This is a genomic window from Selenomonas sp. F0473 (assembly GCF_000315545.1).
In the GTDB taxonomy this organism is placed as follows: Bacteria; Bacillota; Negativicutes; order Selenomonadales; family Selenomonadaceae; genus Centipeda.
Genome location: NZ_JH992902.1, coordinates 1,290,788 through 1,316,020, shown reverse-complemented (window position 1 = coordinate 1,316,020; position 25,233 = coordinate 1,290,788). Strand labels below are relative to the sequence as shown.

The following is a 25,233-nucleotide window of genomic DNA, read 5'->3' as shown; positions in this document are numbered from 1 at the left end:
TATTGAAAATTTCGCTTCGCCCGCCGTCCGTGACAGCACACTTAAAACCTGCTATAATAAGGAAGCGTGTTTAACGGGGACAGCGGGCGGCGGGGCCGCCGAAAGGATACGGGATGAACGAGCAATATGCGCGCCCTGTTGCGACTGCGGGCGTAATGACGGCCGCAGCGTCAGTCTATGCGCTCGCGGCAATCTACTTGCCGATGCTGACCATGGTCATGGGAGCGCTCTGGCCGGTCTTTGTCGCGTTGGTTGTCGTGCGTGCCGGCCTGCCTTGGGGCCTGCTCATGACGGCGACTTCGCTCCTTATCTTGACGCTCTTTGCAACGCCGGCGATGGGGGCCTTCTTCGTGTTGGCGTTCGCACCGACGGGGCTCGCGATCGGCGCGCTCCTGCGGCGTCATATGGATGCGGTCAAGGTGCTCATGGCGGGCGCCGGGGCTGCGCTCGGCGGAAAACTTATCAGTGCGGGACTGGTGCTTGCGATCTTCGGTATGAATCCGCTCGTGTTCGAACCGTCGGAGATGAGCCGGGCGGTGGAGCAGACGATCGATATCTATCGCGCGCTGGGCATGAACGAGGCGCAGCTGACGGAGACGCGGGCGGCGATGGAACGGGTCATGACGACGGTTCTCCAGATGCTGCCCTCCCTCCTCGTGACGAGCGCCGTCATCGAGGCGGGCTTCTCTATGACGGTTCTGTACAAGGCGCTTGCTCGTCTGGGAATCCGCACCGTATCGTTCTCGCCGTTCGAGGAGTGGCGCCTGCCGGTACTCTTCCCCTATCTCTTCGGCTTTGCGCTCGTCGGCCTCTACTGGGGCGCGACGCGCGATATCGCGCTGCTCTACCGGGCGGCGCTGAACGTCTATCTCATCGCGTTCTTCGCGGGGCTGATCCAGGGACTCTCGCTCATGCACTTCATGATGAAACGCTTCGGACTGTCGCCGCTTGTGCGCACGCTGCTCTACGTATTCGTTGCGGTGAATGCGGTCATCACACAGGTCGTTTCGTGGACGGGGCTCGTCGATATGGTCTACGACTACCGCGGGAAGATGCACGGTGAAACATGAGAGCAGTTTTATTATAAAATATTAGCTGAATAGACGATAACCATACAATAAAATTCTGATGCACGCTTTATAGCGGTAAAAATAAGGAGGCCGCACCCTATACGCCCTCCTGAAGAAGGTGATACTATGCCGCGGAACTTATCCGCGTGGATCGATCTGACGATCCATCTGATCGTTATGCTCGCGCTGGCGCTTGTGACATTCTGTTACAATTCCTACGTCGGCATGGCGGCGCTCGTCCTGTGGGCGGCGCTTGCCGCATTTGCGTGGGAACGATGTCATGACAGAGAACGGCGATTTGAACGCTATTGTATGAGCATTATTCGCAATGTTAATAATGTCATGAACTACGCCGTGGACCGTCTGCCGCAGGCGATCCTTGTGGTGAGCAAGGACGGGCATCTGGAATGGTGCAATCATCAGCTGGGACAGTATCTCGGCGGCGTGGAACCGGAACAGGGCACCGCGGTTGCGGATTTTTGGCAGGAGCTTGTGGTCGACCCGGTATGGGGCACCGAGGGCGAGTACCGATTCTCGCATGCGGGGCGCACTTACCATGTTTACCACCGGCCGCTCCCGACGCCGCCGCAGCTGGATCCGCTCATGGCGTTCTATGTGGAGGACCAGACGGAGTTCACGACGCTCCGAGAGCGTTTTCATGCGAGCCGCACTGCCCTTCTCTACATCCAACTCGATAATTTTGACGAGATCATGCAGGGGCAGACGGAGGCGGAGCGCTCGATGCTCCTACTTGCCGTGCGCGAGCGCCTCGACGCCTGGATGAACAGTCTCGGCGGCTTCATGCGCAGCGTTTCGGACGGTGAGTTCGTGGCTCTCCTCGACCGTGCGGCGCTCGATCATGCGATCGCGGAGAAGTTCGATATTCTCGATCAGGTACGCAAACTGACGAATACGAAGGGCCTCCCCGTGACGCTCTCCATCGGTCTCTCGCTCGCCGCCGACCAGTCGCTGAAGGAACTCGGCGAGGAGGCGGAGGCGAAACTGGACCTTGCGCTCGGCCGCGGCGGCGATCAGGTGGCGCTTGACATCGCGGGCAAGACGCAGTTCTTCGGCGGGAAGGCCAAGGCCGTGGAGAAACACACGCGCGTGAAGGCGCGCGTTGTGGCGCACGCCCTGCGCGATATCATGGAGAGCGCGGACGAGGTCTACGTCATGGGGCATCACAACGAGGATTACGACTGCTTCGGCGCGGCGCTGGGCGTCGCGTGCATGGCGCGGGCGCTTGGGAAAAAAGCGCGCATCGTGCTCAGCGATATGAACGAGGGCATCGATCGATTTGAGGATGTGCTCATGAAGGAGGAGATCTACGCGGATCTCTTCGTCCGTGCCGGCGATATCGTGAGCGTTTCGTCGGCATCGGCTCTGCTCGTCGTGGTGGATGCACATATCCCCCACATCCTTGCGGATCCGACGCTCCTCGAGCGCATTCCGAAGGTGGTCGTGATCGACCATCACCGCCGCAGTGAACATTTTGTGAAGAATCCCCTGCTGGTTTATATCGAGACGGCATCGAGTTCGGCAAGCGAACTCGTGACCGAACTGCTGATGTATTTCGGCGATAATATCAGGCCGACGAAGTTTGAGGCGACGGCGCTCTATTCCGGAATCGTCGTGGATACGAAAAATTTCAACGTGAATACGGGGATCCGCACATTCGACGCGGCGGCATACCTGCGCCGCGCGGGAGCGGACCCCGTGCTCGTCAGGAGCCTCTTCCAGAGCGACTATGAGACGACGGTGGCGCTCGCACGCGCAAAAGCGAATGCGGAGTTCTTCCCCGGCGGGCTCATCGTCGGCAGTATCCCGGAGCAGCTCCAGAACGGGCAGATCATCGCGGCGCAGGCGGCGGACGGTATGCTGCGTGTGGACGGGGTGCGTATGAGCATCTATGTGTTCCAGCTTGACAGCGATACGGTGGGGATCAGCGCGCGCGCATCGGGCGAGATGAACGTGCAGGTGATTATGGAGCATTTCGGCGGCGGCGGACACGCAAACGTGGCCGGCGCACAAGTGAAAGGCGTCCCGCTCAGCGCGGTGCGTGCCGGCGTTATCGAACAGGCAAGAGCGTATATAGAGGAGAGTGACCACAGTGAAAGTGATACTGCAGGCTGACGTTAAAAATATTGGGAAAAAGGGCGAGATTGTCGAGGTCGCGGACGGCTACGGGCGCAATTTTCTTCTGCCGAAAAAACTCGCGCTGCCCGCAAGCACAGAGAATGTGAACGTGGCAAAGGCACAGGCGGGGGCAAAGGCCCGCAAGGACGCAATGGCGGCGGACGAGGCACGGCTGATGGCTGCGCAGCTCGAAAAAGTCGAGGTGGACATCCCCGTGCGTATCGGCGAGAACGGCCGCCTCTTCGGCGCCGTGACGGGCAAGGATATTGCGGAGGCCCTCAAAAAGCGCAACATCGACGTGGATCGGCGCAAAATCGCCATCCGCGGAGAGGTGACGGGAGAAGGCCTTTACGAGGCGGTCGTCAAGGTTCATCCGAGCATTGCGACAACGATTAAGATTCACGTTCGTAAGGAATAATCTATGTCTTTTTTTAAGGATTTGTTTGGATCAAACGGCGGTACATCCGATGTGCCGCCGTCTCCTTCTCAGGAGGCGGCGCTTGACATTGAGATTGCCGCTATCTTTCGTATGCTTGCAGATACGATGGGGACGGAGAACCTCGTCATAGAAGCGGGCAAGATGAACGCGATGAAGCTGATGCGGTCGGAGGACCGCCGTGAGCGCGTGCTCGCCCTCATGCGCATCCTCGAGGAGGACCCCCTGATCTCGCCGCCGCCGGCAGAGGCGGAGATTCCGGAGATCCTCATGCATATGACGGAGCAGCTCGCGGATATCCGCGCGCGCCGCGACCTCGAGGACCGCATCGAGCGCAAAGTCAGCGAAAAGCTCGAGCAGGACCATGAGGAGTACGTGGAGGATATCCGGCGGCAGGTAATCTCCGAGGAGAGCCCCGGAGCGGAGTCGCCGCACGACAAGAAGAAACGGGAGAATCTCGAGGCCCTCGAAAACGTGCGGCTTACACAGTCGGTGATGGAGCTCCTGCGCCCGCAGAACTTTGAGGAGATCGTCGGGCAGGAGCGGGCCGTGCGCTCGCTCATGGCAAAACTCAGTTCCCCCTACCCCCAACATCTCCTGCTCTATGGTCCGCCGGGCGTCGGAAAGACGACGGCAGCGCGCCTTGTGCTCGAGGCCGCGAAAAAGCGCGCGGTGTCCCCCTTTGCCGAGAGCGCTCCGTTCGTGGAGACGGACGGGACGACGCTGCGCTGGGACCCGCGCGACATGACGAATCCCCTGCTCGGCTCGGTACATGATCCGATTTACCAAGGAGCACAGAAAAACCTCGCGGACAGCGGCGTGCCGGAACCGAAACCTGGACTCGTGACTGAGGCGCACGGCGGCATCCTCTTCATCGATGAGATCGGAGAGATGGACGAGATGCTGCAGAATAAGCTTCTCAAGGTGCTTGAAGATAAGCGCGCATACTTTGAGTCGGCGTACTACGACCCCGACGATAAGCGGGTGCCGCCCTATATCAAGAAACTGTTCGAGGAGGGCGCACCGGCGGATTTCGTGTTGATCGGGGCGACAACGCGGGATGCGGACCATATTAACCCCGCGCTCAGGTCGCGCTGTGCGGAGATCTACTTTGAGCCGCTGACGCCCGCGCATATCTTGCGGATCGTGGAGAATGCGGCAAAGCGCCTGCATGTGACGCTCGCACCCGGCGCGGCAGAGCTCATCAGCGAGTACACCGTCGAGGGGCGCAAAGCGATTAATATCCTTGCCGACGCCTATAGCCTCGCCCTCAACCGCCTCGGCGACGATGAGATCGCCCGAATTGTTTCACGTGAAACACCGGAGAATGCCGATGCGGAGACGGCCCGTCGGCCATTTGGCCTGCAAAAAAAACATGAACTGAAAAACACCGCGCCGGACGCCGCTCGCGGCACGGAAGAAACTGTAAGAAACGGCGCGCCCGCGGACGTTTCACGTGAAACAATGTCTTCAGGGGCCGCCGATTCGGGCGGTGCGCATAGAGCTGCGGCGTGCGGCACTCCCGATAACGGAGAGGCTCCCTCTTCCACCGTGCAGACGGCGTCGAATGCTGCGCACATATCGAACCCGGATGAGCCTGTTTCACGTGAAACAAGCGCTCTTGCAGGCACCGAAAATCTCAATGTTGTTGTCACAAGAGGCGATATTTACGAGGTGGCACAGGTGAGCCGTCTCTATCCGTTTGGACGGAAAAAGGCGTCCGACACGCCTGCGGTCGGCCGTGTCTTCGGCCTCGGTGTCGTGGGGTTCCTCGGTTCCATCATTGAGATCGAGGCGGTCGCCTTCCCTGCCGCTGAAAAAGGAAAAGGGACCGTGCGGTTTAACGAAACGGCGGGCAGCATGGCAAAGGACTCTGTGTTTAACGCGGCGGCGGTGATGCGCCGCCTCACGGGACGCGATCTCCATGACTACGACATCCACGTCAACGCGATCGGCGGCGGCAACATCGACGGGCCCAGCGCGGGAACGGCAATTCTTGCCGCAATTGTCAGCGCCGTGACCGGCGTGCCGATTCGCCAGGACGTCGCGGTTACGGGCGAGATTTCGCTCCAAGGAGAGATCAAGCCGGTCGGCGGCGTTTTTGAGAAGGCGTACGGCGCGCGCCAGGCGGGGATTACCACGCTCATCATCCCGTGGGAGAATGAGAAGGATATTCCCGAGGCGCATCTTGATCTTGAAATTCATCGCCTGAAACGCGCGGAGGATGCCTTTGCCGTCCTCTTTACGGACGACTCGTGGAAAGAAAAGCCGCCCAAGGAAACTTTGCCGTCGGAACATAAAACGGCGGAGCCTGCATGAGCCTCCGCAGCAGATATCGACGAAAGGAGAAAAACTATGCCGGAAGGCCGTATACCGCCGCAGAATATTGAGGCGGAACTGTCTGTGCTCGGCGCGATGATGCTGAAGCCCAGCGCCGCAACGCAGGCCCTCGAACTCCTGCGTGCCGAGGACTTCTATCGTCAGGCGCATCGCGCCGCCTTTGACGCGATGGAGGGGCTTGTTCGCGCGGGAGAACCCGTAGATATCGTTACGGTAACAGAGGCTCTGAGGAAATCCGGCCTCCTCGAACAGGTCGGCGGAATTTCCTTCCTTGCGAACCTCACGAACGCCGTGCCAAGCACGGCGAATCTAGAACATTATGCGAAGATCGTCAAGGAAAAAGCGATCCTCCGCAGTCTTATCGATGTGAGTACGGAGATTGCGGGCGCGGCTTATGAGGCCGGCGATGAGATTGCCGTACAACTGAGTGAGGCGGAACGTAAGATCCTCGCGATTGCGGGCGGGCAGACGACGGCGTCGTTCATTCCTGCGAAGCGTGTCGTCTTTGACGCCGTAGACCGTCTGAATGAACTGTCCAAGTCAAAGGGCGGGATTACGGGCCTTTCTACGGGCCTTGCGCGCCTCGACAGCGTGACCCGGGGCCTCCAGAAATCGGACCTCATCATCGTGGCGGCGCGTCCGGCCATGGGCAAGACGGCGTTTGTCCTAAATGTTGCCGCACATGCGGCGCTGGAGGGGAAAACGGTGGCCTTCTTCTCCCTCGAGATGCCGCGGGAGCAGCTCATGCATCGTATTTTCTGCGCGGAGGGACAGATTGACGCGACGCATCTTGCGCGCGGCGAGCTCGATGATGCGGAGTGGGAGCGCCTCGTGAAGGTGGCCGACCGCATCATGAAGACCAAACTCTACTTCGACGATACGAGCAGCACGACGGTCACGGATATTCGCTCGCGTGCGCGGCGCCTCAAGGCGGAGCACGGACTCGATCTTATCGCGATAGACTACCTCCAGCTGATCCAGGCGCCGGGGCGTGTGGAGAACCGCACACTTGCCGTGGCGGAGATGACGCGCTCGCTGAAGATACTTGCCCGTGAGCTCAGCGTGCCGATCGTCGTCCTTTCGCAGCTTTCGCGTGCGACCGAAGGCCGTTCGGACAAGCGGCCGATGCTCTCCGATCTGCGCGAGTCCGGGTCCATCGAGCAGGACGCCGATATCGTCATGTTCCTCTATCGTGAGGATTACTACAATCAGGACACGGAGAACGCGAACATTACGGAGCTCAGTATCGCCAAACACCGCAACGGCGCGACCGATACGGTCAAGCTGTATTTCCAAAAGGAGTATACCAGGTTCCGCGACCTTGCCCGCGAACCATAAACGTGACGCGGGATTTTCGCGCCCGGCATCGTCATGTCGTCAAACGCTTCGGTCGACGTAGGCTTTTAACTACACCTTCCCTCGCGTTCTCGTCATTCCTCGCCACGCATCGAAACTTCCGTGTCGCTTAGACTGCATCTTGAAGTAGAATATTTGCAGTTGGCGCCGAATAAAATTGTCCCGCATAAAGCCTCGCCTCCAAATTGTTTCACGTGAAACGTCCAATCCCCTGAAAAAATAGGGGATTTTTTTTGTCATTTGTGATATGATGAAGGAAGTTTAGGAAAATGGATGCAGGCGGAGCGTGTGTATTTTGCAAATGGGCAGGGGGAATTGCGATGTTAAAGAGCATTGCGGTCATGACGAGCGGAGGAGACAGTCCGGGCATGAATGCCGCGGCGCGCGCCGTCGCCCGGACGGCGCTCTACGAGGGCGTGCGGGTTTGGGGCATCAGCGACGGATATCAGGGTCTCATTGAGGAGCGCCTGCGCGAACTCGAGTCCAAGGACGTCGGCGATATCATTCAGCGCGGCGGCACATTCCTCGGCACGGCACGCTGCGAACAGTGGCAGACGCCGGAGGGGCGCCGGCTTGGGTATGAGAACCTCATTCAGCGCGGCATCGAAGGCCTTTGCGTCATCGGCGGCGACGGTTCCCTGCGCGGCGCGCAGCGCCTTTCGGAAGAATACGGGTTCCCCATCGTCGGCCTGCCGGGCACGATAGACAACGACGTTTGGGGCATGGACTACACGATCGGCTGCGATACTGCGGCGAATACGATCATCGACGCCATCAACAAGCTGCGCGACACCGCCTCCGCGCACCGCCGCGTGATCGTCCTCGAGGTCATGGGGCGCAACTGCGGATGGCTTGCCCTCGTTTCGGGTATCTCGGGCGGCGCAGAGTATATTATCGTGCCGGAGGAGGAATTCGACCTCCGGCAGATTACCGACAGCCTATCCGAAGCCTATGAACGCGGAAAACGCTACATCCTCATTGTTGTCGCCGAAGGTGCGGCGCGGGGACAGGATGTCTGCGACTACATTGCGCAGCATACCGATATCGAGACGCGCGTCTCCGTCCTCGGCCATATCCAGCGCGGCGGCGCCCCGTCGGTCATCGACCGCGTACGGGCAAGCCAGCTCGGCGAGCAGGCGGCGCTCTCGCTCATCTCGGGGCTTTCGGGGGTGGTGTTCGGTTACAGCAACGGTCATGTCGTCTCGGTCAATCTTTACGATGCCGTGAACAACAAGAAGAAGCTCGATCCGGAGTACCTCCGCCTCGCGAAGGTGCTGTGCTGACCCAGCATACAAAGAAGAAGCCGGAAAGGATGATCCTGTGGCACATATCATCGCAATTGCAAGTCAAAAGGGCGGCGTCGGCAAGACGACGACGGCGGTCAATCTTGCCGCTGCTATCGCGCGCGCGAAGCGCCGCGTCCTGCTTGTCGATATCGATCCGCAGGGGAATGCGACCAGCGGCTTTGGCATAGATAAAAATACCCTTCAAGCGACTACCTATGAAGTGCTCATCGGCGGCCGCAGTCTGCGGGACACGCGCATCGCGTCCGACTATCGTGTGGATATCCTGCCCTCAAATATGGAGCTCGCGGGAGCCGAGGTAGAGTTGGCGGGGCTGGAACGGCGTGAGACGCGCCTGCGCGACGCGCTTAGAGAGATTGCACGCGATTATGACTACATCTTCATCGACTGCCCGCCGTCGCTCGGGTTTTTAACGCTCAACGCCCTCACCGCGTGCCGCTCCGTCCTCATTCCGATTCAGTGCGAATTTTATGCGCTCGAGGGGGTCGCGCAGCTCATGAACACCATCGGCCTCGTGCAGGAGAGCGCCAACCCCGCGCTCGTCGTCCAGGGGGTCGTCATGACTATGTACGACGGCCGCACGCGCATCGCGACGCAGGTCGTTGACGAGGTGCGCGCCGTCTTTGGGACAGCGCTCTATGAGACCCTGATCCCGCGCAACGTCCGCCTCTCGGAGGCGCCGTCGTTCGGTCAGCCGATTACCTCGTACGACATCACGTCGCGCGGCGCGGAGACCTATATCGCACTGGCAAGGGAGGTGATGCAGCGTGAAGAAAAATAAACACGGGCTCGGCCGCGGACTCGGAGCCTTCGGCCTCGGGAAAAACAGCCTGCTGCATCCGGCCGCGGAGACTGCGGCCGGGAGCGCGGTTCCCGCGGAGGAGAAGAGCGGCGTCGCACCAAAACCAGCCGCGGCGGCGCAGGGGGCCGCAAAGGCTTCCGCACAGAAAAAGAGCGGAGACGGCACACGAAAAGCCGGGCCCCGGGCAAAGACTGCCGCTGGTACGCCGCCCGCAAAGCAGGCCGCAGCCGCAGGCACCCCCGCGATGCTCGCCGTTGCTGCCGTACGGCCGAACAGGTTCCAGCCGCGCCGCGAGTTCGATGAGGGTGCCCTCGAGGAGCTGCGTGAGTCCATCGCGCGGCACGGGATCCTCCAACCGCTCATCGTCCGCGACATCGGGGGCGGCGCATACGAACTCGTCGCGGGTGAACGCCGCCTGCGCGCGGCGAAACTCGCGGGCCTCAAAGAGGTGCCCGCAGTCTTCCGTACGGCGACCGATACGGAACTTGCAGAGATGGCGCTCATCGAGAACCTCCAGCGCGAGGATCTGAATCCCATCGAAGAGGCACACGCCTACGAGCGTCTCCTCAGCGAGTTCAAACTCTCGCAGGAACAGCTCGCTCGCCGCGTTGCGCGCAGCCGCTCGGCGATTGCCAACAGCGTCCGCCTCCTGCGCCTTGCCGCGTCCGTACAGGCCTTTCTCGCGAACGGCGTCCTGACCATGGGCCAGGTACGCCCGCTCCTTGCCCTCGAGAGCAAGGCCCTCCAGAGCGAGGCAGCCGAGTACATCCAAGAGCGCGAACTCTCGGCGCGCGGCGTGGAGGCCCTTGTCAAACGCCTTTTAAAAGACCCGAATATCCTCAAAAAAACGACTGAAACGCAGGCGAAACGCCCCGCACCGGATATCTTCATCCGCGAGGCGGAGGAGCGCCTCACACGCAGCCTTGGGACTAAGGTCGCCATCAAAGAAGGGCGGGCGCAGGGCAAGGGGAAGCTGGAGATCAGCTATTTCTCCGCGGACGACCTCGAGCGGCTCATTGGCCTCCTCACAGCGGCAGACGGTGCGGCGAAGGAGGATAAGCGCGCGGCTCTGCGTGCAGTCTCCACGCAGAAGTTCACCGTCTAAGGGAAGAAAGAGAAGGGAAAAGAAGTGTTTCTGCAAAATCTCGTGAAGTATATCGCCGCCAACGAAGCGGCGCTTCTGCTCGCATCCATGATCCTCATCCTCGTCCTGCTCATTCTCGTCGTCTATCAGATGGTGCGTATCAGCGGCATGCGGTCCCGCTACCGCGCCATGATGCGCGGCACGGAGGCGCAGGATCTCGAGGGCATGCTGATCAAGCACGTGAAGGATGTGGAGGACGTCGCGGCGACGAATACGCGTATTCTTGAGGAAAATGAACTCATTCGTCAGTTCCTCCGCCGCACCCTCGTCCGCACCGCTGCCGTCCGCTTCCGTGCGTTTGACGATATGGGCGGCGATCTCAGCTATGCCGTCGCCCTGCTCGACGCGAACAACGACGGCATCATCTTCTCCAGTATCTTTGCCCGCGAGGATTCGCGCAGTTACGTCAAGCCCGTCAAGGGCGGCACATCGGAGTATGCGCTGTCGGATGAAGAAAAAAGCGTGTTGAAGGAGGCGATGGGGCAGTCGCTTCCCATTCAGTGGTAGGCGCGGCACGGGAAGTTCGCGCCCCGTATCGGCACAATATCGGCCGCCGCTTACATATTGCGCCGTCTGCAAATAAACCTGCTGGAAACTCAGCAGGTTTTCATTTTGTCAAGGTAGGATAGGGGGACGGCAGACATCTTATTCTATCGATATAGGAGCAATCATTGAACGATACGACAAATGAAACGCAAAACGCGGCCGAAAACGGCGCCGCCGCATCCGGGACAAAGCGCTATACGATCCGGCTCTTCGATACGGAGAGCGATGTGACGCATTCCGTCCACCTCTCCCTGCGTGCCGCACGCATGATCATGATCGGTGCGGGCGCGGGCATACTTTTCATCATCGCGGCGTCCGTCCTCTCGGTATACACGCTCATGCACTCATATCGGCATGCGGCGGAGACGGCGCAGCTGCGTGAGGCAAACCGCATCCAACAGGAGCAGATCCTGCAGGTCTCGAAAAGAGCCGCAGCTATGCAGGAAGAACTATCCACGCTCCAGCACACGGAGGACAGCCTGCGTGCGATTGTCGGCGCACCGCCCGCCGCGCCGGCGGACGAGAACCCGCAGGTGGGCGACAGCGCGCCGACCGGAGGCGCGCCGCACGAACCTACGGTCGACGATATCGGCGAAGCGCTCGATGTCCTCGAAGCGCATATGGGCGTACGACACGCTTCGCTTGATACGCTTGGCACGCTCATACAGAATACCTATCCGGCGGCCGGAATCCTCGGTACCGACGCGCCCGCGGGAACGCCTGCAGGCTGGCCGACAAACGGATTCATCAGCTCGCCCTACGGGCTGCGTTTCGGCGGTACGGAGTTCCATCAGGGCATCGATATCGCGGCCGATACGGGGACGCCCATCGTCGCGACCGCCGACGGCGTCGTCACTGCCGCCGGGTGGAGCGGGAGCGGCTACGGCAACATGGTCGACATTGACCACGGCGACGGCGTTATGACGCGTTACGGACACGCCTCGGCGGTTGCCGTTACGGCGGGCGAGCATGTGCGGCGCGGTCAGATCATCGCCTACGTCGGCTCGACGGGACACTCGACGGGTCCGCATCTGCACTACGAAGTGCGGTTGAACGGGCAGCCCGTGAACCCCGCGCCGTACCTTTGAGAGAGAAAGGAATGTTCGCATGAGATCACTCGTATTCCTGCTTGCCGCAGGCATCGCGCTTCTCCCTGCCGCGGGGGAAACCGCGACCAAGAAGGAAATCCACGCCGTAATGGCGGCCGAGGAGCATGGGTCCGCCGCCAAGAGCGGCGCGGCGGAATCTTCCGTACAGGAGAAAAAAGCCGCCGATCAGGACGAAGCCCTTGCGGAGGAGATGGACGAGATCAGCGGTGCGGCGGAGGACGGGGCCGACGCCCGAAGGGGCGGCAAGGAGAAAGCCTCCGATAAAGAAGAGGGGGCGAATCCCGCGGGCGGCCACGGCAATGCCCCGGATTCTGCGGATGCCGCGGATACGGACGGCACCGCCGCAAAGGCCCCGCCCGAGCGAAATACCGACAAAGATGCGGATGATAAAAATACCGCTGCACATGCCGTATTCTCGCCCGACGCGGATGATCCGCGGCATCGAGTCGGCACGGGACAAGCCGCTGCCGATACGGATGAGGAAGGCGAACCCGCTTACGGCGCCGGCCATGAGGCGGGCCACGGTGCCGCCGCCTCCGCCGATCGAACGGACGCGGGCAGAGAGGGGCGGGGCTCCGCCGACCCGCGCAGCGGCACCGCGTCGCGTTCCGATACGGCGTACGGCGATGTGACCGCGATCGACCGCGTCACGCTCGCGGACGGCGACTGGGCATTCGTCGAGGGCGACGAGCGGCGCGGGTGGTTCGTCGACCGCAGCAAGATGGCGCGCAACGACGACAACACGATCTCTTACTGGCAGCTTATCCTCTATAACGATCTGGGCAGCGCGCAGTTTGCGGAGGCCATGCGCGACGAGGCATATAGGGACCTTCGTTACACCCTTCAGCGCCGCGTCCTGAACGTGAAGAAGAATACCGTACGCACCTATGAGATCATCGCCTACGGTGTCGGCGGGGAGATCCTCGCAGAGAGCGCGCGTACGGGAGAACCTGCCGAGATCCGCGCGGGCACGATGGCGGAGCAGGAGCGCGATGCCGTGAAGAAGGCGGCGCGCAGTCTGAAAGCCAAACGATAAATAAAATTTTTCATTAGCATTGCCGAGACTTATTGACAGCGGTATGGAATCCTGATAGTATGAAGATACTATTAAATAAAATATGGAACTATAGAGAATCGCTATTGTTCCGCGTTTCCGAGCAAACATATCCAAGCGCTCCGCGCCTGCGATACCGCGTTTGCGCTGCGGACTGATCCGCATCCGCGCGGGTATGCGTAGAAATGCCATGCCTTCCCATGATCGAAAAGGAAACGACGAATACACCGCTGCCGCAGGCGAGACCTGTATTTTCGAACGGCGGCATGGACTGAGCAACCGTGCGGCCGCGCAGGGTGGACTGTTTGTCGTACATGGGTACGGGAGACGGTTCCCCTTTTCCGCGTCCATAGCGGAGGGAGAATCATTGGCGGACACTTTGTGCGGTATCGCTTTTATCGGACAGGGTATGTGATGAAAAAAATTTTAATGAGTTCATCGTTTCTCATTAAAATATATGGTGAACACTGTGTATGATGTTAGGAGGCAGGAGAGTGGACAAGAGGGAAAGTCTATGGGAGGCCTACCTTGCGAAGGGGATGAGCCGGCGCAGTTTTCTGAAAGGGTGCGTCACGCTGACGTCTCTCATGGGACTGAGCACGGAGAGTCTCACGAAGGTCGTCGAGGCCGCGGAGACAAAGCCGCTGCCGGTCGTCATCTGGCTGCACGGGCACGAGTGTACGGGCTGCGACGAGTCGTTCATCCGTTCGGGTGCGCCGCTCGCATCGGATCTCGTACTCAACATGGTTGCGCTCGAGTACAGTCATGTGCTCAGCGCGGGCTGCGGCGCGCCGTTCGAGGAGCATCTCGAAAAGACGATGGAAAAGTATCGGGGCGAGTACATCCTCGCCGTCGAAGGCGGCGTCGCTGTCGGCGAACGCGCCTACACCTGCATGTCGGGCGGGCATGCGTTTGAGCACACGCTGAAGCGTGTTGCCGCAGACGCAAAGGCCGTCGTCGCGTACGGCACCTGCGCCACTTCGGGCGGCATCCAAGCGGCGGCGCCGAACCCCACCGACTCGCGCGGCATCCGCTCGCTCATCGGGGCAAAGCCCTACATTGCCGTCCCCGGATGCCCGCCGATCCCCGAGGTCATGACGGGCGTATTGATGCATGTCGCCCTCTTTGGCACGCTGCCGCCGCTCGATGCGGAGAAACGGCCGAAACAGTTCTACGGCAACCGGATTCACGACACCTGCTACCGCCGTCCGTTCTTCGACGCGGGCATGTTTGCCGAGCGTTACGACGACGCGGGGGCAAAGGCGGGCTGGTGCCTCTATCACCTCGGCTGCAGAGGTCCCGAGACCTATAACTCCTGCGGCAACCTCCGCTGGTACCAGGGCATGTCGTATCCGATCCAGTCGGGCGCGGCGTGCATCGGGTGCAGCAATGCGAACTTCTGGGATCAGGCGCCATTCTCGCGCCGCCTGCCGGAGTATAGCGGCATCGACATCGACACCGTCGGCGCGGGGCTTGCCGTCGCCACAGCGGTCGGCGTCGCGGCACACGCGGGCGCGAGTCTCGTGCAGAAGCATTATCACGAGAAACAGCGCGCGGCGCATGAGGGGAAAGAGGTGCATGAATGAAACACGTTGTTGTAGACCCGATCACCCGTATTGAGGGACATCTGCGCGTCGAGATTCAGGTCGACGAGGCAACGGGCAAGGTGGAGGACGCAGTTTCCTCCGGCACGGCGTGGCGCGGGCTCGAACTCGTCATGCACGACCGCGACCCGCGCGACGCGTGGGCGTATATTCAGCGCATCTGCGGCGTCTGCACGTCGTCCCATGCGCTCGGCTGTCTGCGCGCCGTCGAGGATGCGTTCGGCATCACGATTCCAAAGAACGCGCATTACATCCGCAACATCATCGCCGCGTGCCTCGGGCATCAGGATCACATCATCCATTTTTACCACCTGCACGCACTCGACTGGGTGAGTCCTCTCGAGGCGCTGAAGGCTGACCCCGCGGCGACGGCGGCGCTGCAAAATACGGTGCTCGACACCTATCGTCTCCCCTTCCGCGGCCCCGCGGGGCTCGACACCGAGGCGTATCCGCACGATATGCCCGTGGCGACGCCCGCCTACTATGCCGCGCTCAAGGCGAAGATTCAAAAGATCGTGGAGAGCGGTCAGCTCGGCATTTTCTCGGCGCAGTGGTGGGATCATCCGGACTTTCAGATGCTGCCGCCCGAGGTGCATCTCATGGCGATTTCGCATTACCTCGAGATGCTGGATAAACAAAAGGATCTCGTCGTTCCACACGTTGTCTTCGGCGGCAAGAACCCGCATCCGCACTATGTGCTCGGCGGTATGCCCTGCTCCATCTCCATGGAGGACGGCAACGCCCCCGTGAACGCGGCGCGGCTCGCCATCGTCGACCGCTCCATCAACGCGGCGCGCGATATGATGAACGACTACTACCTGCCGGACGTGCTCGCCATCGGCGCGCTCTACGTTAAACAGGGCTACGTCTCGGGCGGCGGGCTTGCGAAAAAACGCTGCCTCGCCTTCGGTATGTTCCCGCAGGAACCGTTCTCGGGCGCCACGAACGGCGACTTCTTCAGCGATCTGCTCGTGCGCTGCAACGGCGTCGTCGAGGACTTTGCGGGCGGCGTTATGCAGGCAAAGGTGCATGAATTCAGCATGGCGGACGTCTCCGATCCCGAGGTCATCGCCGAGAGCGTCGATCACGCATGGTACAAATACCCCGGCGGCGACAAGAACGCGCTCCATCCGTGGGAGGGCGTCACCGACCCGAACTACACGGAGCCGAAGGAAGGCACGAAGACCGAGTGGAAGGCGCTCAACGAAGAGGGGAAATACTCGTGGCTCAAGACGCCGAAATGGCGCGGCAAGCTCTGCGAGGTCGGCCCCCTCGCACGCTACATCGTCCTCTATACGAAGGCGAAACAGGGGCTGCTCGGCGATCTCACATGGGCGGAGCAGATGATCGTCGATCAGGTCGACGCCGTGACGAAGGTGCTCGGCGTCCCGCCCGAGGCATGGCTGCCCTCGACGGTCGGCCGCACGGCGGCGCGCGCCCTCGACGCGCAGCTCCAGGCGGAAATCAGCAAATTTTTCTTCGATAAGCTCGTCGCCAACATCAAGGCGGGCGATACCGCCGTTGTCAACAACGAGAAGTGGGAGCCCTCCTCGTGGCCGAAGGAAGCGAAGGGCGTCGGCTTCTACGAAGCCCCGCGCGGCGCGCTCAGCCATTGGGTCGTTATCAAGGACGGCAAGGTCGCAAACTATCAGGCGGTCGTCCCGACGACGTGGAACGCCTGCCCGCGCGACGATGCGGAGGGACACGGCGCATTCGAGGCATCCATGATGGATACGCCCGTCAAGATCCCCGATAAGCCGCTCGAGATCGTCAAGGCGGTGCGCTCGTTCGATCCGTGCATGGCGTGTTCGACGCACCTCTTCAACGCGAAGGGAGAGAAGATCCGCGTCGTGACGACGGATCCCTACGCGGGCGTCCGTATAGACGAATAGGGGGCGCGCATTATGAAACAAGAAGAACGGAAGGAATACTACCTCTTTAGTCCCTTCCTGCGTATCTTTCACTGGCTGATGGTAGGCGCGATCGTCGTGCTTACCGTCACGGGGCTTCTCATCACGAAGCCGCCGACGATGCTCTTTACGGAGCCCACGTATTCGCCGCTCCTCATGAACCTCATCCGCAACATCCACTTTGTCGCGGCGTTCGCGTTCTGCGCGGGCTTCATCGGGCGCGTTTACGGGTTTATCATCAACCGCGGCGACCGGCTGTTTCCGCATTTTTGGAAGCCGATTTTCTACCGCCAAATGATGGACGTTGCACTCCACTACATGCTCGTCAAACCCTCGCACGAGCCGTTCCTGCGGAACCCCTTGGCGCGCAGCTCGTACGCCGGACTCTATGCGCTGGTGGCGATCGAGGTGCTGACGGGCTTTGCGATCTACAATATGACGGAGCCGAGCGCAATCGGGGGGATCCTGTTCGGCTGGGTGAACCGCATCCTCGGCGGCGAATATATGACGCACGTCGTGCATCACTATACGGCGTGGGCGATCGTTCTCTTTGCCATCGGGCATTTTTACATGGTCGTACGCGCGGAATTTATGGAAGGAGAAGCGGAAGTCTCGAGTATGTTCGCGGGCAGCAAGCTGCTCCGACATACGCCGGCGGACGCGAGAGACGTAGAATGATCAATCTGCATGATTGTGAGCGTATACTGAGCCGCACGTGGAATTTCTTCAAGCGGCAGGTCACGCTCACATCGCCGAAGGAGAACGGTACTATGTGTAAAGACTGCGGCTGCGGCGAGCTCACCGAGAGCACGACGCATATGCAATTCTTTGTGCGCGGCTACACCTCGGAGAACGCCGCTGTGGTCGAGCAGGCGCTGCTCGGGCTGCCCGGCGTCCTCTACGTGCACATCCACACGCACGACGGGGAGACGACGGTCGACTACAACCCTGCCAAGACGAAGCTGACGGAGATCGCGCGCATGTTTGAGACGCACGGTCTCGTCGCGGAGTTCTAGGCGGAAATGCACGAGATGGCGCTCGCCGAGGGCATCGTGGACATCGCGATGGACTATGCGCGGCGGCATGACGCGCACCGCATCGCCGAGGTGCATCTCGTCCTCGGGGAGCTCGCGGGCGTTGAGACAGCGTCGCTGTCTCTCGCGTTTGACGCCCTCGTGCGGGGGACGATTGCGGCGCATGCCGCGCTTACATGGGAGCGCGTGCCGCTCGCGGGGCGCTGTCACGACTGCGGCAGGGAGCGGACGATCCGTCCGCAGGATCTTTTCTGCCCGGACTGCGGCGGCGGCATGGAACTCATCCGCGGGCGCGAGATGCGCGTGGACTACATAGAGATGGAATAGAGGACGATGAAGGTACTGGTTAAGACGGACATCCTCGGACGCAACGAGAATGCGGCGGCAGAGAACGCCGCGCTCTTTGCGCGCCGCGGGATTTACGCACTGAACCTGCTCGGATCGCCGGGCGCGGGCAAGACGACGCTGCTTGAACGCACGCTCACGGCGCTCTCGGGTGAACTGCGCATGGCGGTCGTCGAGGGCGACCTCTTTACGGTCAAGGACGCGGCGCGCATCGAGCGCTGCGGGGCGCCCGTCGTGCAGATCAACACGAGCGGCGGCTGTCACCTCGACGCGTCGATGGTCGCGGCGGCGCTTGCGCAGCTCGATCTCACGGCGCTCGATCTCATCGTCATAGAGAATGTGGGCAACCTCGTCTGTCCCGCAGAGTTCGCGCTCGGCGAAGATGCGAAGGCAGTCGTCCTCTCCATTGCGGAGGGCGACGACAAACCGCTCAAGTATCCGCTCATTTTCAAGGAATCGGCAGTCGCCGTGCTGAACAAATGCGACCTCCTGCCCCATACGGATTTTGATATGGCGGCGGCGCGGAGGGACATCGAGGCGCTGCATCCGGGCATTGCCGTCCTGCCCGTCTCCTCCCGCACGGAGGAGGGGCTTGCGGCGTGGTATGCGTGGCTGCGTGCGGCTGCGGCGAAAAAGAGAGATGTACGATGAGTGCCGCCGCCGATACGCTGATCGATGTCGCGCCCGTCACGGTGCTCGGCATCGGCAATATCATTCTGAGTGACGAGGGCTTCGGCGTCCGCGCCGTGGAGTATCTTGAGGCGCGGTACGACTTCCCCGAGGAGGTGCGCCTGCTGGACGGCGGAACCCTCGGACCGGAACTTTTGCATTTCGTCACCGGGACGAAGCGTTTGCTCATTCTCGACGCCGTTTCGGGCGACGGGCTGCCGGGGACGGTCTGCCGATTCGAAGACGACGCGGTTACGGCGCATTTTCAGGAAAAACTTTCCTCGCACGAGATCGGGATCCAGGACGTGCTCGCGTGGCTGACGGTGACGGGGCACGCGATCCCGCACGTCGTCGTGCTCGGTATGCAGCCGTATGATCTTTCGGCGGGGCTCTCGCTCAGTGCAGAGATGGCCGCTGCGCTGCCGTCTTTTGCCGCGCGCGCGGTGGAGGAGCTCGTACGCTGGGGGATTATCCCCGTACCCCGCGCCGCCGGGGACGCGCTGTGACGGCGCGCAGGGCGGCGGCGGATATCAATGGGTGCGCCGCAGTGCGGCGCGCCTTTCGTGTCTCCGGGATCGTGCAGGGGGTGGGGTTTCGCCCTTTTGTCTATCGGCTTGCCGCCCGCTATGGGCTCGGCGGTTTTGTGCTGAACGACAGCGCAGGCGTCGGCATCGAGGCGGAGGGGAACGCGGCGGCGCTCGATGCATTTGCCGCTGCGCTCCGCGCAGAAGCGCCGCTTGCTGCCTCCGTGACGGAAGTGACGGCCCGGGAGATGCCGCCCGTGGGGGAGGATGCGTTTCGTATCCTGCCCAGCCCCGCGGGGGATGCGCCGCGCACGCTCGTCTCCCCCGATCTCGCCGTCTGCGCGGACTGCCGGCGCGAGGTCATGGACGCGCGGGACAGACGGTACGGGTACGCGTTCACGAACTGCACGAACTGCGGCCCCCGCTACACCATCATCCGCGGCGTGCCGTATGACCGTCCGCTGACGACGATGGCGGCGTTCCGCATGTGTGGCGCGTGCCAAAGGGAGTATGACGATCCCGCCGACCGCAGGTTCCACGCGCAGCCGAATGCATGCGTGGACTGCGGCCCGGCGTACCGTCTGCTGACGGGGGCGGGGGCGTTTGCGGGCGATCCCATCGCCGAGGCGCGGCGGATCATCGCGGCGGGCGGCATCGTCGCCGTCAAGGGCATCGGCGGCTATCATCTCGCCTGCGATGCCCGGAACGACGCGGCGGTCACGCGCCTGCGCGCGCGCAAACATCGGGAGAGAAAGGCGCTCGCCGTGATGGCGGGGAGCATCGAGACCGTACGCGGGCTTTGCGTCGTGTCGGCGGATGAGGAACGGTGGCTCACCTCGCCCGTCGCGCCGATTGTCCTCCTGCGCCGCCGAGAGGATGCGGCGGATGCCGCGGCACCCGCCGTCGCGCCCGGCAACGCATACCTCGGCGTCCTGCTGCCCTACGCGCCCGTCCATCTCCTCCTGCTCGCGCCGGGCGACCTCTGGGTCATGACGAGCGCGAACATGAGCGGCGAACCGATTCTCCATGAGGATGCGGCGGCGGAGCGGGAGCTCCGGGTGATTGCCGACGCGATACTCGCACACAACCGCGTCATCGCGCACCGCGTGGACGACTCGGTCGTGCGGATGGCGCCGGGCGGGCGCATGATCCTGCGCCGGAGCCGCGGATTCGCGCCGACGCCCGTAACGCTTCCTTTTGAGAGCGATATCACAGTGCTCGCGGGTGGGGCGGAGTTAAAGAATACCTTTTGTCTCGCGCGCGGGCGCGAAGCGTTTCTCAGCGAGCACATCGGCGACCTCACGAATGCGAAGGTGCGCGCGTCCTACGAGGGGACGATCGCGCATTATGAGCGGCTGTTCGACGTCCGGCCGCGGCTCCTCGCCGCCGACCTGCATCCCGCGTATCTGTCGGGGCAGTACCTCGCGGCGCGCGCGGCGGCGGAGGGGCTTCCGCTCGTCAAGGTGCAGCATCATCACGCGCATATCGCGGCGGTGCTCGCCGAACACGGCTGCATGGAGCGCGTGCTCGGCGCGGCGTTTGACGGCACGGGGTACGGTGACGACGGCTGCGCGTGGGGCGGGGAGTTCCTTGTCGCCGACCTCTCGGGCTATGAGCGACGTGCGCATTTTGCATACCTGCCCCTGCCGGGCGGGGATAAGGCGGCGGAGGAGCCGTGGCGCATGGCTCTTTGGGTGCTTTACGGCGTGCATGGAGATGCGCTTGCGGCGCGGTGTCCCGCGTTCGCCGCACAGATCCCGCCCGGATGGCGCCTCCTCATGCAGGCGACAGCGGCGGGCGTGGGTGCGCCGCTCACCTCGAGCGTCGGGCGGCTCTTTGATACGGCGGCGGCGCTCCTCGGCGTCTCCTATGTGAACGCGTATGAGGGGCAGGCGGCAATCGAGCTCGAACATGCGGCGCGCCGGGCGCGGCGGCGGGGGCGGGTGCTCCCGTATACCGTGCGCGGGGGGGATGGGGGCGGGGCGCGGGATGCGCTGCCCGGCGGCGATATGCGTGCCGGGGAAACCGGCGCGCCGATAACAATTGACTTTCTGCCCGTGCTCCATGCGGTGATGGACGGGGCGGAGGGCCTTTCGGCAGAGGAACGCGCGGGACGGGCGCTCGACTTCCATGTGACGCTCGCCGCCGCGACACGCGATATATTCGACCGCCTCGCACGCGTGACAGGTCTCCGCACCGTTGCCCTCTCGGGCGGCGTATTTCAAAATGCGCTGCTGCTCGAGCTGCTGTTAGAGCAGATTAGGGGCGCGTATCGCGTCCTACTGCCGCATACCGTACCGCCGAACGACGGGGGGATTGCGTACGGACAAGCCGCCATAGGCGTGATGCGGGATTTTGGCGCATAGCTGTGTCACTGCGAAAAATACTGCGCTCAACGCAGCTCTTAACTACGCCTTCGCTTGTATTTTTCTTGTTCCCTGCTCTGCCTCCAAACTTCCGCATCACGCCAACAAAAAAGGAAACGCCCTCCTCAAGAAGATGTTTCCTAACGGCACACAACACACTATGTACTTGTTTTTCTGCTCTGCCCCTCGGATGCGGGGGCCTCGCTCGCCGCAGCTTTATCCTTCGCGGCTTTGCGCTGTGCTTCATATCTCAGCAAGGTCTCAAGAGCGCTCGCCTCGTCGCCGGACGGCCGGTTGATTGCGTCGTCAACCTTTTCCTGCTCCTTTTGGGCGGCGGCTTCGAGGTCGGCGCGCTCCTGCACCGCTTGGGTGCGCAGGCACATCTTGTGTATCTCTTCGCCCTTCATGGCAAACTGCAGTCGGCTGATGTCGCCGCTGTAAATCTGCACCATGTTGAACGCCGCCTGCCGTTCGTCCGCGGCGAGGGTATCGTTTTCCGCACGCCGCTCCCAAACACCGCGCTCTTTATAGAGCTGCGCGAGCTTGTCCTCGTCGGTCATGCCCTCTTTCTTCAGCTTGTCCGCCTGCTTTTGCAGGATGCTCTTATCCTCGTCGGAAAGGGTTTTATCGCTTGCGATGCGCTCTTCGATTTCCTTCGCCTGCGCTTTTTTTGCCTGCTTGTCCTCCCGTTCCTTTTCGTCGGCGGCGAGTGCAAGTTCCGCGGGCGTCAAGAGATCGTCGGGAATGGCAGCGTCCCGTTGGAGTTTTGCTCCCCGTTTGCTGATAAATACCTCGGCGGCGCGGGAAAGAACGGTCTCGGGCGCCTTGCGGCGCTGCGCTGCGCCGTGCGTGACGGAATGATTATCCGTGCCGAGGAAAGGTCGCGCGTCTTGAATTTTCATCATCGTACCTCCGTGTATCGATTGACCCGTCACTCAAATTATCGGATGAAATATCGTAATGTTAATTATATCATAATTGAAACCGGAAACAAATCATATCGGCGACGCGGCGCTTCGGATGCGTAGTGCGAAAATGCCGCGTCACAACAGCAAGGGAAGGGGAAAATATATACCATGTGTTTAGCAGTACCCGCTCGGGTCGTTGCAATCGAAGATCAGCTTGCCTCGGTGGAGGTGCAGGGGGTGCGCCGCGCGGCGAGCCTGATGCTCCTGCCGGAGGCGGCTGTGGGGGACTACGTGCTCGTCCACGCGGGCTTTGCGATGCAGATCGTGGATGAGGAAGAGGTGCGCGCCATGGAAGCGCTACGCGCGGAGATGCGCGGCGCGCCGCGCACGGTTGAGGAGCTGAGGCCGCATTGATGCAGACGGCAAACGACATGCGCGCGCTGACTGCGGAGGTCACGGCGGACATGCGCCGCCTGCTTGCCCCACTCGGGCGCCGCATCCGCATCATGGAGGTCTGCGGAACGCACACCGTCGCGATTTTTCGCGCGGGTCTGCGGCAAATCCTCCCGGAGGAAATCGAACTCGTCTCGGGTCCCGGCTGTCCCGTCTGCGTGACGCACGACGCCTATATCGACGCGGCGATCGCGTACGCGGGGCAGGAGGACGTCGTCGTCACGACGTTCGGCGACATGCTAAAGGTGCCGGGGAGTACGTCGAGCCTTGCGGCGGCGCAGGCGGCGGGCGCGGATGTCCGCGTGGTCTACTCGCCGCTTGACGCGCTCGCCGTGGCCGAAGCGCATCCGGACAAAAAGGTCGTATTCCTCGCGGTCGGCTTCGAGACGACCGCTCCCACGGAGGCGGCGGCGGTGCTCGCGGCGGAGCAAAAGGGCCTCTCGAACTTCTTCCTGCTCTCGGCGCAGAAACTCGTGCCACCCGTGATGCGGGCGCTCCTCAATGACCCCGCGGCACAGGTGGACGCCTTCCTCCTGCCGGGGCATGTGGCGGTCGTGACGGGAACGCGCCTCTTTGACTTCCTCGCGGCGGATTATCGCGTGCCGGGCGTCGTGGGCGGGTTCCGCCCCGACGAGATCCTGCGCGCGCTCCACATGATCGTGCGCCAACTGGCGGCGGGCGAGGCGCGCGTGGAGAACGCCTACGGGAGCGTCGTGCGCCCGGAGGGGAACCCGGCGGCGCAAGAGGCGGTGGAGCGCGTCTACGAGCCGGCGGACACCGCATGGCGCGGTCTCGGTATGATCCCGGCATCGGGGCTCCGGATGCGCAAGGAATATGCGGCGTATGATTTCGCCGTCGCGCGGCCGCTCTCGCTCGCCGATGTGCCCGACGGGCGGCGCGGCTGCCGCTGCGGCGAGGTGCTGCGCGGCAAGATCGTGCCGAAGGACTGCGGGCTCTTCGGCAGAGCCTGCGTGCCGGAGCATGCGGTCGGCCCCTGCATGGTGTCGGTCGAGGGGACGTGCGCCGCATGGTATAAATACGGCGGGGGGAGGTTCCGCTATGGCGCATGATGTGATTACGCTCGCGCACGGTGCGGGCGGACGGCTCTCGCGCACGCTGACGGAGGAAATTATTCTCCCCGCGCTCGGCAATGCGCTGCTGAACGGACTGCACGACGGGGTCGTGCTGCCGGCAGAGGGAAAAATCGCGTTTACCACGGATTCCTACGTCGTGCAGCCGCATTTCTTCCCGGGCGGGAGCATCGGTCGGCTCGCCGTCTGCGGTACGGTAAACGACCTCGCCATGACGGGCGCGCGGGCGGCGTATCTCTCGCTCGCGCTGATTCTTGAAGAAGGCCTTCCGCTTGAGACGCTGGGCCGCGTTGTGGAGGACATCCGCGCGGCGGCGGAGGAGGCGGACGTCCGTATTGTGACGGGCGATACGAAGGTCGTGCCGCGCGGGGCGGGCGACGGCATCTACATCAATACGGCGGGCGTGGGGCAGCTCGTCGAGGGAGCAGATATTGCGCCGACGAACGTGTGCCCCGGGATGGATGTTATCGTCTCCGGGACGCTCGGCGACCATGCCGCCACCGTTATGGCGGCGCGGCACAATCTGACGCTCCCGTCCGGCATCACCAGCGACTGCGCGCCGCTCTGCCGAATGGCGGAAGCAATGCTGACGGCGGCGCCCGGCATCGCCGTTCTGCGCGATCCCACGCGCGGCGGCGCGGCGGCGGCGCTCAACGAAATCGCGGGCGCGGCGGGCGTCGGGATTCTCCTCGACGAGGAACGGATTCCCGTGCGTCCCGAGGTGCAGGGCGTCTGCGAACTGCTCGGCTTCGATCCCCTGACGCTTGCCAACGAAGGCAAACTCCTCGCCTTCGTTCCGCCCGAGGATACCGCACGCGTCCTCGACGTCATGCACGAGAATGTATACGGCAAAGAGGCGGTCGTCATCGGTGAGACGACCGAGGACGCACCGGGGGCGGTCGGAATGCGGACGCCGCTGGGGGGGATTCGCGTTGTGGATATGCCGGCGGGGGAGCTTGTCCCCCGCATCTGTTAGGCGTGAAACGTGATCTTGGCGCATCGCTGTGTCACTTTGAAAAATCCTATGGTCGA

The 25,233-nt window shown here is 62.4% G+C and carries 23 protein-coding genes and 1 riboswitch; of the genes, 22 read left to right on the top strand and 1 reads right to left on the bottom strand.

The genetic code is table 11. The annotated features are described in order from the left end of the window. Nucleotides 1-113 precede the first annotated feature (113 nt). From HMPREF9161_RS06045 to hypF, 19 genes are all read left to right on the top strand, one after another. The gene (locus tag HMPREF9161_RS06045) at nucleotides 114-1,070 is read left to right on the top strand and encodes a YybS family protein (RefSeq protein WP_009728805.1); all 957 of its coding nucleotides are present in this window, start codon (nucleotides 114-116) and stop codon (nucleotides 1,068-1,070) included. Between the two features lie 126 nt (nucleotides 1,071-1,196). Further along, the gene (locus HMPREF9161_RS06040) at nucleotides 1,197-3,203 is read left to right on the top strand and encodes a DHH family phosphoesterase (protein WP_009728804.1); all 2,007 of its coding nucleotides are present in this window, start codon (nucleotides 1,197-1,199) and stop codon (nucleotides 3,201-3,203) included. After that, on the top strand, nucleotides 3,181-3,624 hold the full coding sequence (rplI, locus tag HMPREF9161_RS06035; protein WP_009728803.1) for a 50S ribosomal protein L9: 444 nt from the start codon (nucleotides 3,181-3,183) through the stop codon (nucleotides 3,622-3,624). The genes HMPREF9161_RS06040 and rplI overlap by 23 nt, the downstream gene beginning before the upstream one ends. 3 nt (nucleotides 3,625-3,627) lie before the next feature. Further along, complete coding sequence (locus HMPREF9161_RS06030; protein ID WP_009728802.1) at nucleotides 3,628-5,961, top strand: S16 family serine protease; 2,334 nt, start codon at nucleotides 3,628-3,630, stop codon at nucleotides 5,959-5,961. 36 nt (nucleotides 5,962-5,997) lie between these two features. Next, the gene (dnaB, locus tag HMPREF9161_RS06025; protein ID WP_009728801.1) at nucleotides 5,998-7,320 is read left to right on the top strand and encodes a replicative DNA helicase; all 1,323 of its coding nucleotides are present in this window, start codon (nucleotides 5,998-6,000) and stop codon (nucleotides 7,318-7,320) included. A 338-nt stretch (nucleotides 7,321-7,658) separates the two neighbouring features. Next, nucleotides 7,659-8,621, top strand: coding sequence for a 6-phosphofructokinase (pfkA, locus tag HMPREF9161_RS06020; RefSeq protein ID WP_009728800.1), 963 nt, complete (start codon nucleotides 7,659-7,661; stop codon nucleotides 8,619-8,621). Between the two features lie 37 nt (nucleotides 8,622-8,658). Further along, complete coding sequence (locus HMPREF9161_RS06015) at nucleotides 8,659-9,423, top strand: ParA family protein (protein WP_009728799.1); 765 nt, start codon at nucleotides 8,659-8,661, stop codon at nucleotides 9,421-9,423. Continuing rightward, complete coding sequence (locus tag HMPREF9161_RS06010) at nucleotides 9,410-10,549, top strand: ParB/RepB/Spo0J family partition protein (protein ID WP_009728798.1); 1,140 nt, start codon at nucleotides 9,410-9,412, stop codon at nucleotides 10,547-10,549. The genes HMPREF9161_RS06015 and HMPREF9161_RS06010 overlap by 14 nt, the downstream gene beginning before the upstream one ends. A 24-nt stretch (nucleotides 10,550-10,573) precedes the next feature. Then, the gene (locus HMPREF9161_RS06005) at nucleotides 10,574-11,095 is read left to right on the top strand and encodes a DUF4446 family protein (RefSeq protein WP_009728797.1); all 522 of its coding nucleotides are present in this window, start codon (nucleotides 10,574-10,576) and stop codon (nucleotides 11,093-11,095) included. A gap of 164 nt (nucleotides 11,096-11,259) precedes the next feature. Continuing rightward, the gene (locus tag HMPREF9161_RS06000) at nucleotides 11,260-12,222 is read left to right on the top strand and encodes a M23 family metallopeptidase (RefSeq protein ID WP_009728796.1); all 963 of its coding nucleotides are present in this window, start codon (nucleotides 11,260-11,262) and stop codon (nucleotides 12,220-12,222) included. Nucleotides 12,223-12,241: 19 nt separating this feature from the next. Beyond that, nucleotides 12,242-13,279: a hypothetical protein gene (locus tag HMPREF9161_RS05995; RefSeq protein WP_009728795.1), complete on the top strand. Its 1,038-nt coding sequence runs from the start codon at nucleotides 12,242-12,244 to the stop codon at nucleotides 13,277-13,279. A gap of 103 nt (nucleotides 13,280-13,382) precedes the next feature. Beyond that, nucleotides 13,383-13,528, top strand: a riboswitch (molybdenum cofactor riboswitch). 263 nt (nucleotides 13,529-13,791) lie between these two features. Then, complete coding sequence (locus HMPREF9161_RS05990) at nucleotides 13,792-14,883, top strand: hydrogenase small subunit (RefSeq protein WP_009728794.1); 1,092 nt, start codon at nucleotides 13,792-13,794, stop codon at nucleotides 14,881-14,883. Next, the gene (locus tag HMPREF9161_RS05985; RefSeq protein ID WP_009728793.1) at nucleotides 14,880-16,793 is read left to right on the top strand and encodes a nickel-dependent hydrogenase large subunit; all 1,914 of its coding nucleotides are present in this window, start codon (nucleotides 14,880-14,882) and stop codon (nucleotides 16,791-16,793) included. Before HMPREF9161_RS05990 ends, HMPREF9161_RS05985 begins: the two co-directional genes overlap by 4 nt. 12 nt (nucleotides 16,794-16,805) lie before the next feature. Beyond that, a complete protein-coding gene (cybH, locus tag HMPREF9161_RS05980) occupies nucleotides 16,806-17,489 on the top strand; it encodes a Ni/Fe-hydrogenase, b-type cytochrome subunit (protein WP_009728792.1) in 684 nt (227 codons plus the stop codon). A gap of 92 nt (nucleotides 17,490-17,581) precedes the next feature. Continuing rightward, a complete protein-coding gene (locus HMPREF9161_RS05975) occupies nucleotides 17,582-17,827 on the top strand; it encodes a cation transporter (protein WP_037348826.1) in 246 nt (81 codons plus the stop codon). Nucleotides 17,828-17,833: 6 nt separating this feature from the next. Next, nucleotides 17,834-18,172: a hydrogenase maturation nickel metallochaperone HypA gene (locus HMPREF9161_RS05970; protein WP_037348611.1), complete on the top strand. Its 339-nt coding sequence runs from the start codon at nucleotides 17,834-17,836 to the stop codon at nucleotides 18,170-18,172. Between the two features lie 6 nt (nucleotides 18,173-18,178). Next, nucleotides 18,179-18,841 carry a hydrogenase nickel incorporation protein HypB gene (gene hypB / locus HMPREF9161_RS05965; protein ID WP_009728789.1) on the top strand — a complete coding sequence of 221 codons (663 nt, stop codon included), beginning with the start codon at nucleotides 18,179-18,181 and terminating at the stop codon, nucleotides 18,839-18,841. After that, on the top strand, nucleotides 18,838-19,365 hold the full coding sequence (locus HMPREF9161_RS05960; protein WP_009728788.1) for a HyaD/HybD family hydrogenase maturation endopeptidase: 528 nt from the start codon (nucleotides 18,838-18,840) through the stop codon (nucleotides 19,363-19,365). Before hypB ends, HMPREF9161_RS05960 begins: the two co-directional genes overlap by 4 nt. After that, the gene (hypF, locus tag HMPREF9161_RS05955) at nucleotides 19,362-21,749 is read left to right on the top strand and encodes a carbamoyltransferase HypF (RefSeq protein ID WP_009728787.1); all 2,388 of its coding nucleotides are present in this window, start codon (nucleotides 19,362-19,364) and stop codon (nucleotides 21,747-21,749) included. The genes HMPREF9161_RS05960 and hypF overlap by 4 nt, the downstream gene beginning before the upstream one ends. Nucleotides 21,750-21,907: 158 nt before the next feature. Here the strand turns inward: hypF and HMPREF9161_RS05950 are convergent, their stop codons facing one another. Beyond that, nucleotides 21,908-22,651, bottom strand: coding sequence for a hypothetical protein (locus tag HMPREF9161_RS05950; RefSeq protein ID WP_009728786.1), 744 nt, complete (start codon nucleotides 22,649-22,651; stop codon nucleotides 21,908-21,910). Between the two features lie 174 nt (nucleotides 22,652-22,825). On the opposite strand from HMPREF9161_RS05950, the gene HMPREF9161_RS05945 reads away from it, so the two are divergent. The 3 genes from HMPREF9161_RS05945 to hypE are packed head-to-tail and all read left to right on the top strand — an operon-like array spanning nucleotide 22,826 to nucleotide 25,177. Beyond that, on the top strand, nucleotides 22,826-23,071 hold the full coding sequence (locus HMPREF9161_RS05945; RefSeq protein ID WP_009728785.1) for a HypC/HybG/HupF family hydrogenase formation chaperone: 246 nt from the start codon (nucleotides 22,826-22,828) through the stop codon (nucleotides 23,069-23,071). After that, the gene (hypD, locus tag HMPREF9161_RS05940) at nucleotides 23,071-24,180 is read left to right on the top strand and encodes a hydrogenase formation protein HypD (RefSeq protein WP_009728784.1); all 1,110 of its coding nucleotides are present in this window, start codon (nucleotides 23,071-23,073) and stop codon (nucleotides 24,178-24,180) included. The genes HMPREF9161_RS05945 and hypD overlap by 1 nt, the downstream gene beginning before the upstream one ends. Next, nucleotides 24,170-25,177, top strand: coding sequence for a hydrogenase expression/formation protein HypE (hypE, locus tag HMPREF9161_RS05935; protein ID WP_009728783.1), 1,008 nt, complete (start codon nucleotides 24,170-24,172; stop codon nucleotides 25,175-25,177). The genes hypD and hypE overlap by 11 nt, the downstream gene beginning before the upstream one ends. Nucleotides 25,178-25,233: the final 56 nt, after the last annotated feature.

What these genes read in the sequence shown, in the direction of transcription:
- HMPREF9161_RS06030 (WP_009728802.1), top strand. Translation starts at nt 3,628, where the DNA reads ATGTCTTTTTTTAAGGATTTGTTTGGATCAAACGGCGGTACATCCGAT.
- pfkA (WP_009728800.1), top strand. Translation starts at nt 7,659, where the DNA reads ATGTTAAAGAGCATTGCGGTCATGACGAGCGGAGGAGACAGTCCGGGC.
- HMPREF9161_RS05960 (WP_009728788.1), top strand. Translation starts at nt 18,838, where the DNA reads ATGAGTGCCGCCGCCGATACGCTGATCGATGTCGCGCCCGTCACGGTG.
- HMPREF9161_RS05995 (WP_009728795.1), top strand. Translation starts at nt 12,242, where the DNA reads ATGAGATCACTCGTATTCCTGCTTGCCGCAGGCATCGCGCTTCTCCCT.
- HMPREF9161_RS05985 (WP_009728793.1), top strand. Translation starts at nt 14,880, where the DNA reads ATGAAACACGTTGTTGTAGACCCGATCACCCGTATTGAGGGACATCTG.
- dnaB (WP_009728801.1), top strand. Translation starts at nt 5,998, where the DNA reads ATGCCGGAAGGCCGTATACCGCCGCAGAATATTGAGGCGGAACTGTCT.
- HMPREF9161_RS06040 (WP_009728804.1), top strand. Translation starts at nt 1,197, where the DNA reads ATGCCGCGGAACTTATCCGCGTGGATCGATCTGACGATCCATCTGATC.
- HMPREF9161_RS05945 (WP_009728785.1), top strand. Translation starts at nt 22,826, where the DNA reads ATGTGTTTAGCAGTACCCGCTCGGGTCGTTGCAATCGAAGATCAGCTT.
- HMPREF9161_RS05950 (WP_009728786.1), bottom strand. Translation starts at nt 22,651, where the DNA reads ATGAAAATTCAAGACGCGCGACCTTTCCTCGGCACGGATAATCATTCC.
- hypD (WP_009728784.1), top strand. Translation starts at nt 23,071, where the DNA reads ATGCAGACGGCAAACGACATGCGCGCGCTGACTGCGGAGGTCACGGCG.
- HMPREF9161_RS06045 (WP_009728805.1), top strand. Translation starts at nt 114, where the DNA reads ATGAACGAGCAATATGCGCGCCCTGTTGCGACTGCGGGCGTAATGACG.
- hypE (WP_009728783.1), top strand. Translation starts at nt 24,170, where the DNA reads ATGGCGCATGATGTGATTACGCTCGCGCACGGTGCGGGCGGACGGCTC.
- cybH (WP_009728792.1), top strand. Translation starts at nt 16,806, where the DNA reads ATGAAACAAGAAGAACGGAAGGAATACTACCTCTTTAGTCCCTTCCTG.
- HMPREF9161_RS05970 (WP_037348611.1), top strand. Translation starts at nt 17,834, where the DNA reads ATGCACGAGATGGCGCTCGCCGAGGGCATCGTGGACATCGCGATGGAC.
- hypB (WP_009728789.1), top strand. Translation starts at nt 18,179, where the DNA reads ATGAAGGTACTGGTTAAGACGGACATCCTCGGACGCAACGAGAATGCG.
- HMPREF9161_RS05975 (WP_037348826.1), top strand. Translation starts at nt 17,582, where the DNA reads ATGTGTAAAGACTGCGGCTGCGGCGAGCTCACCGAGAGCACGACGCAT.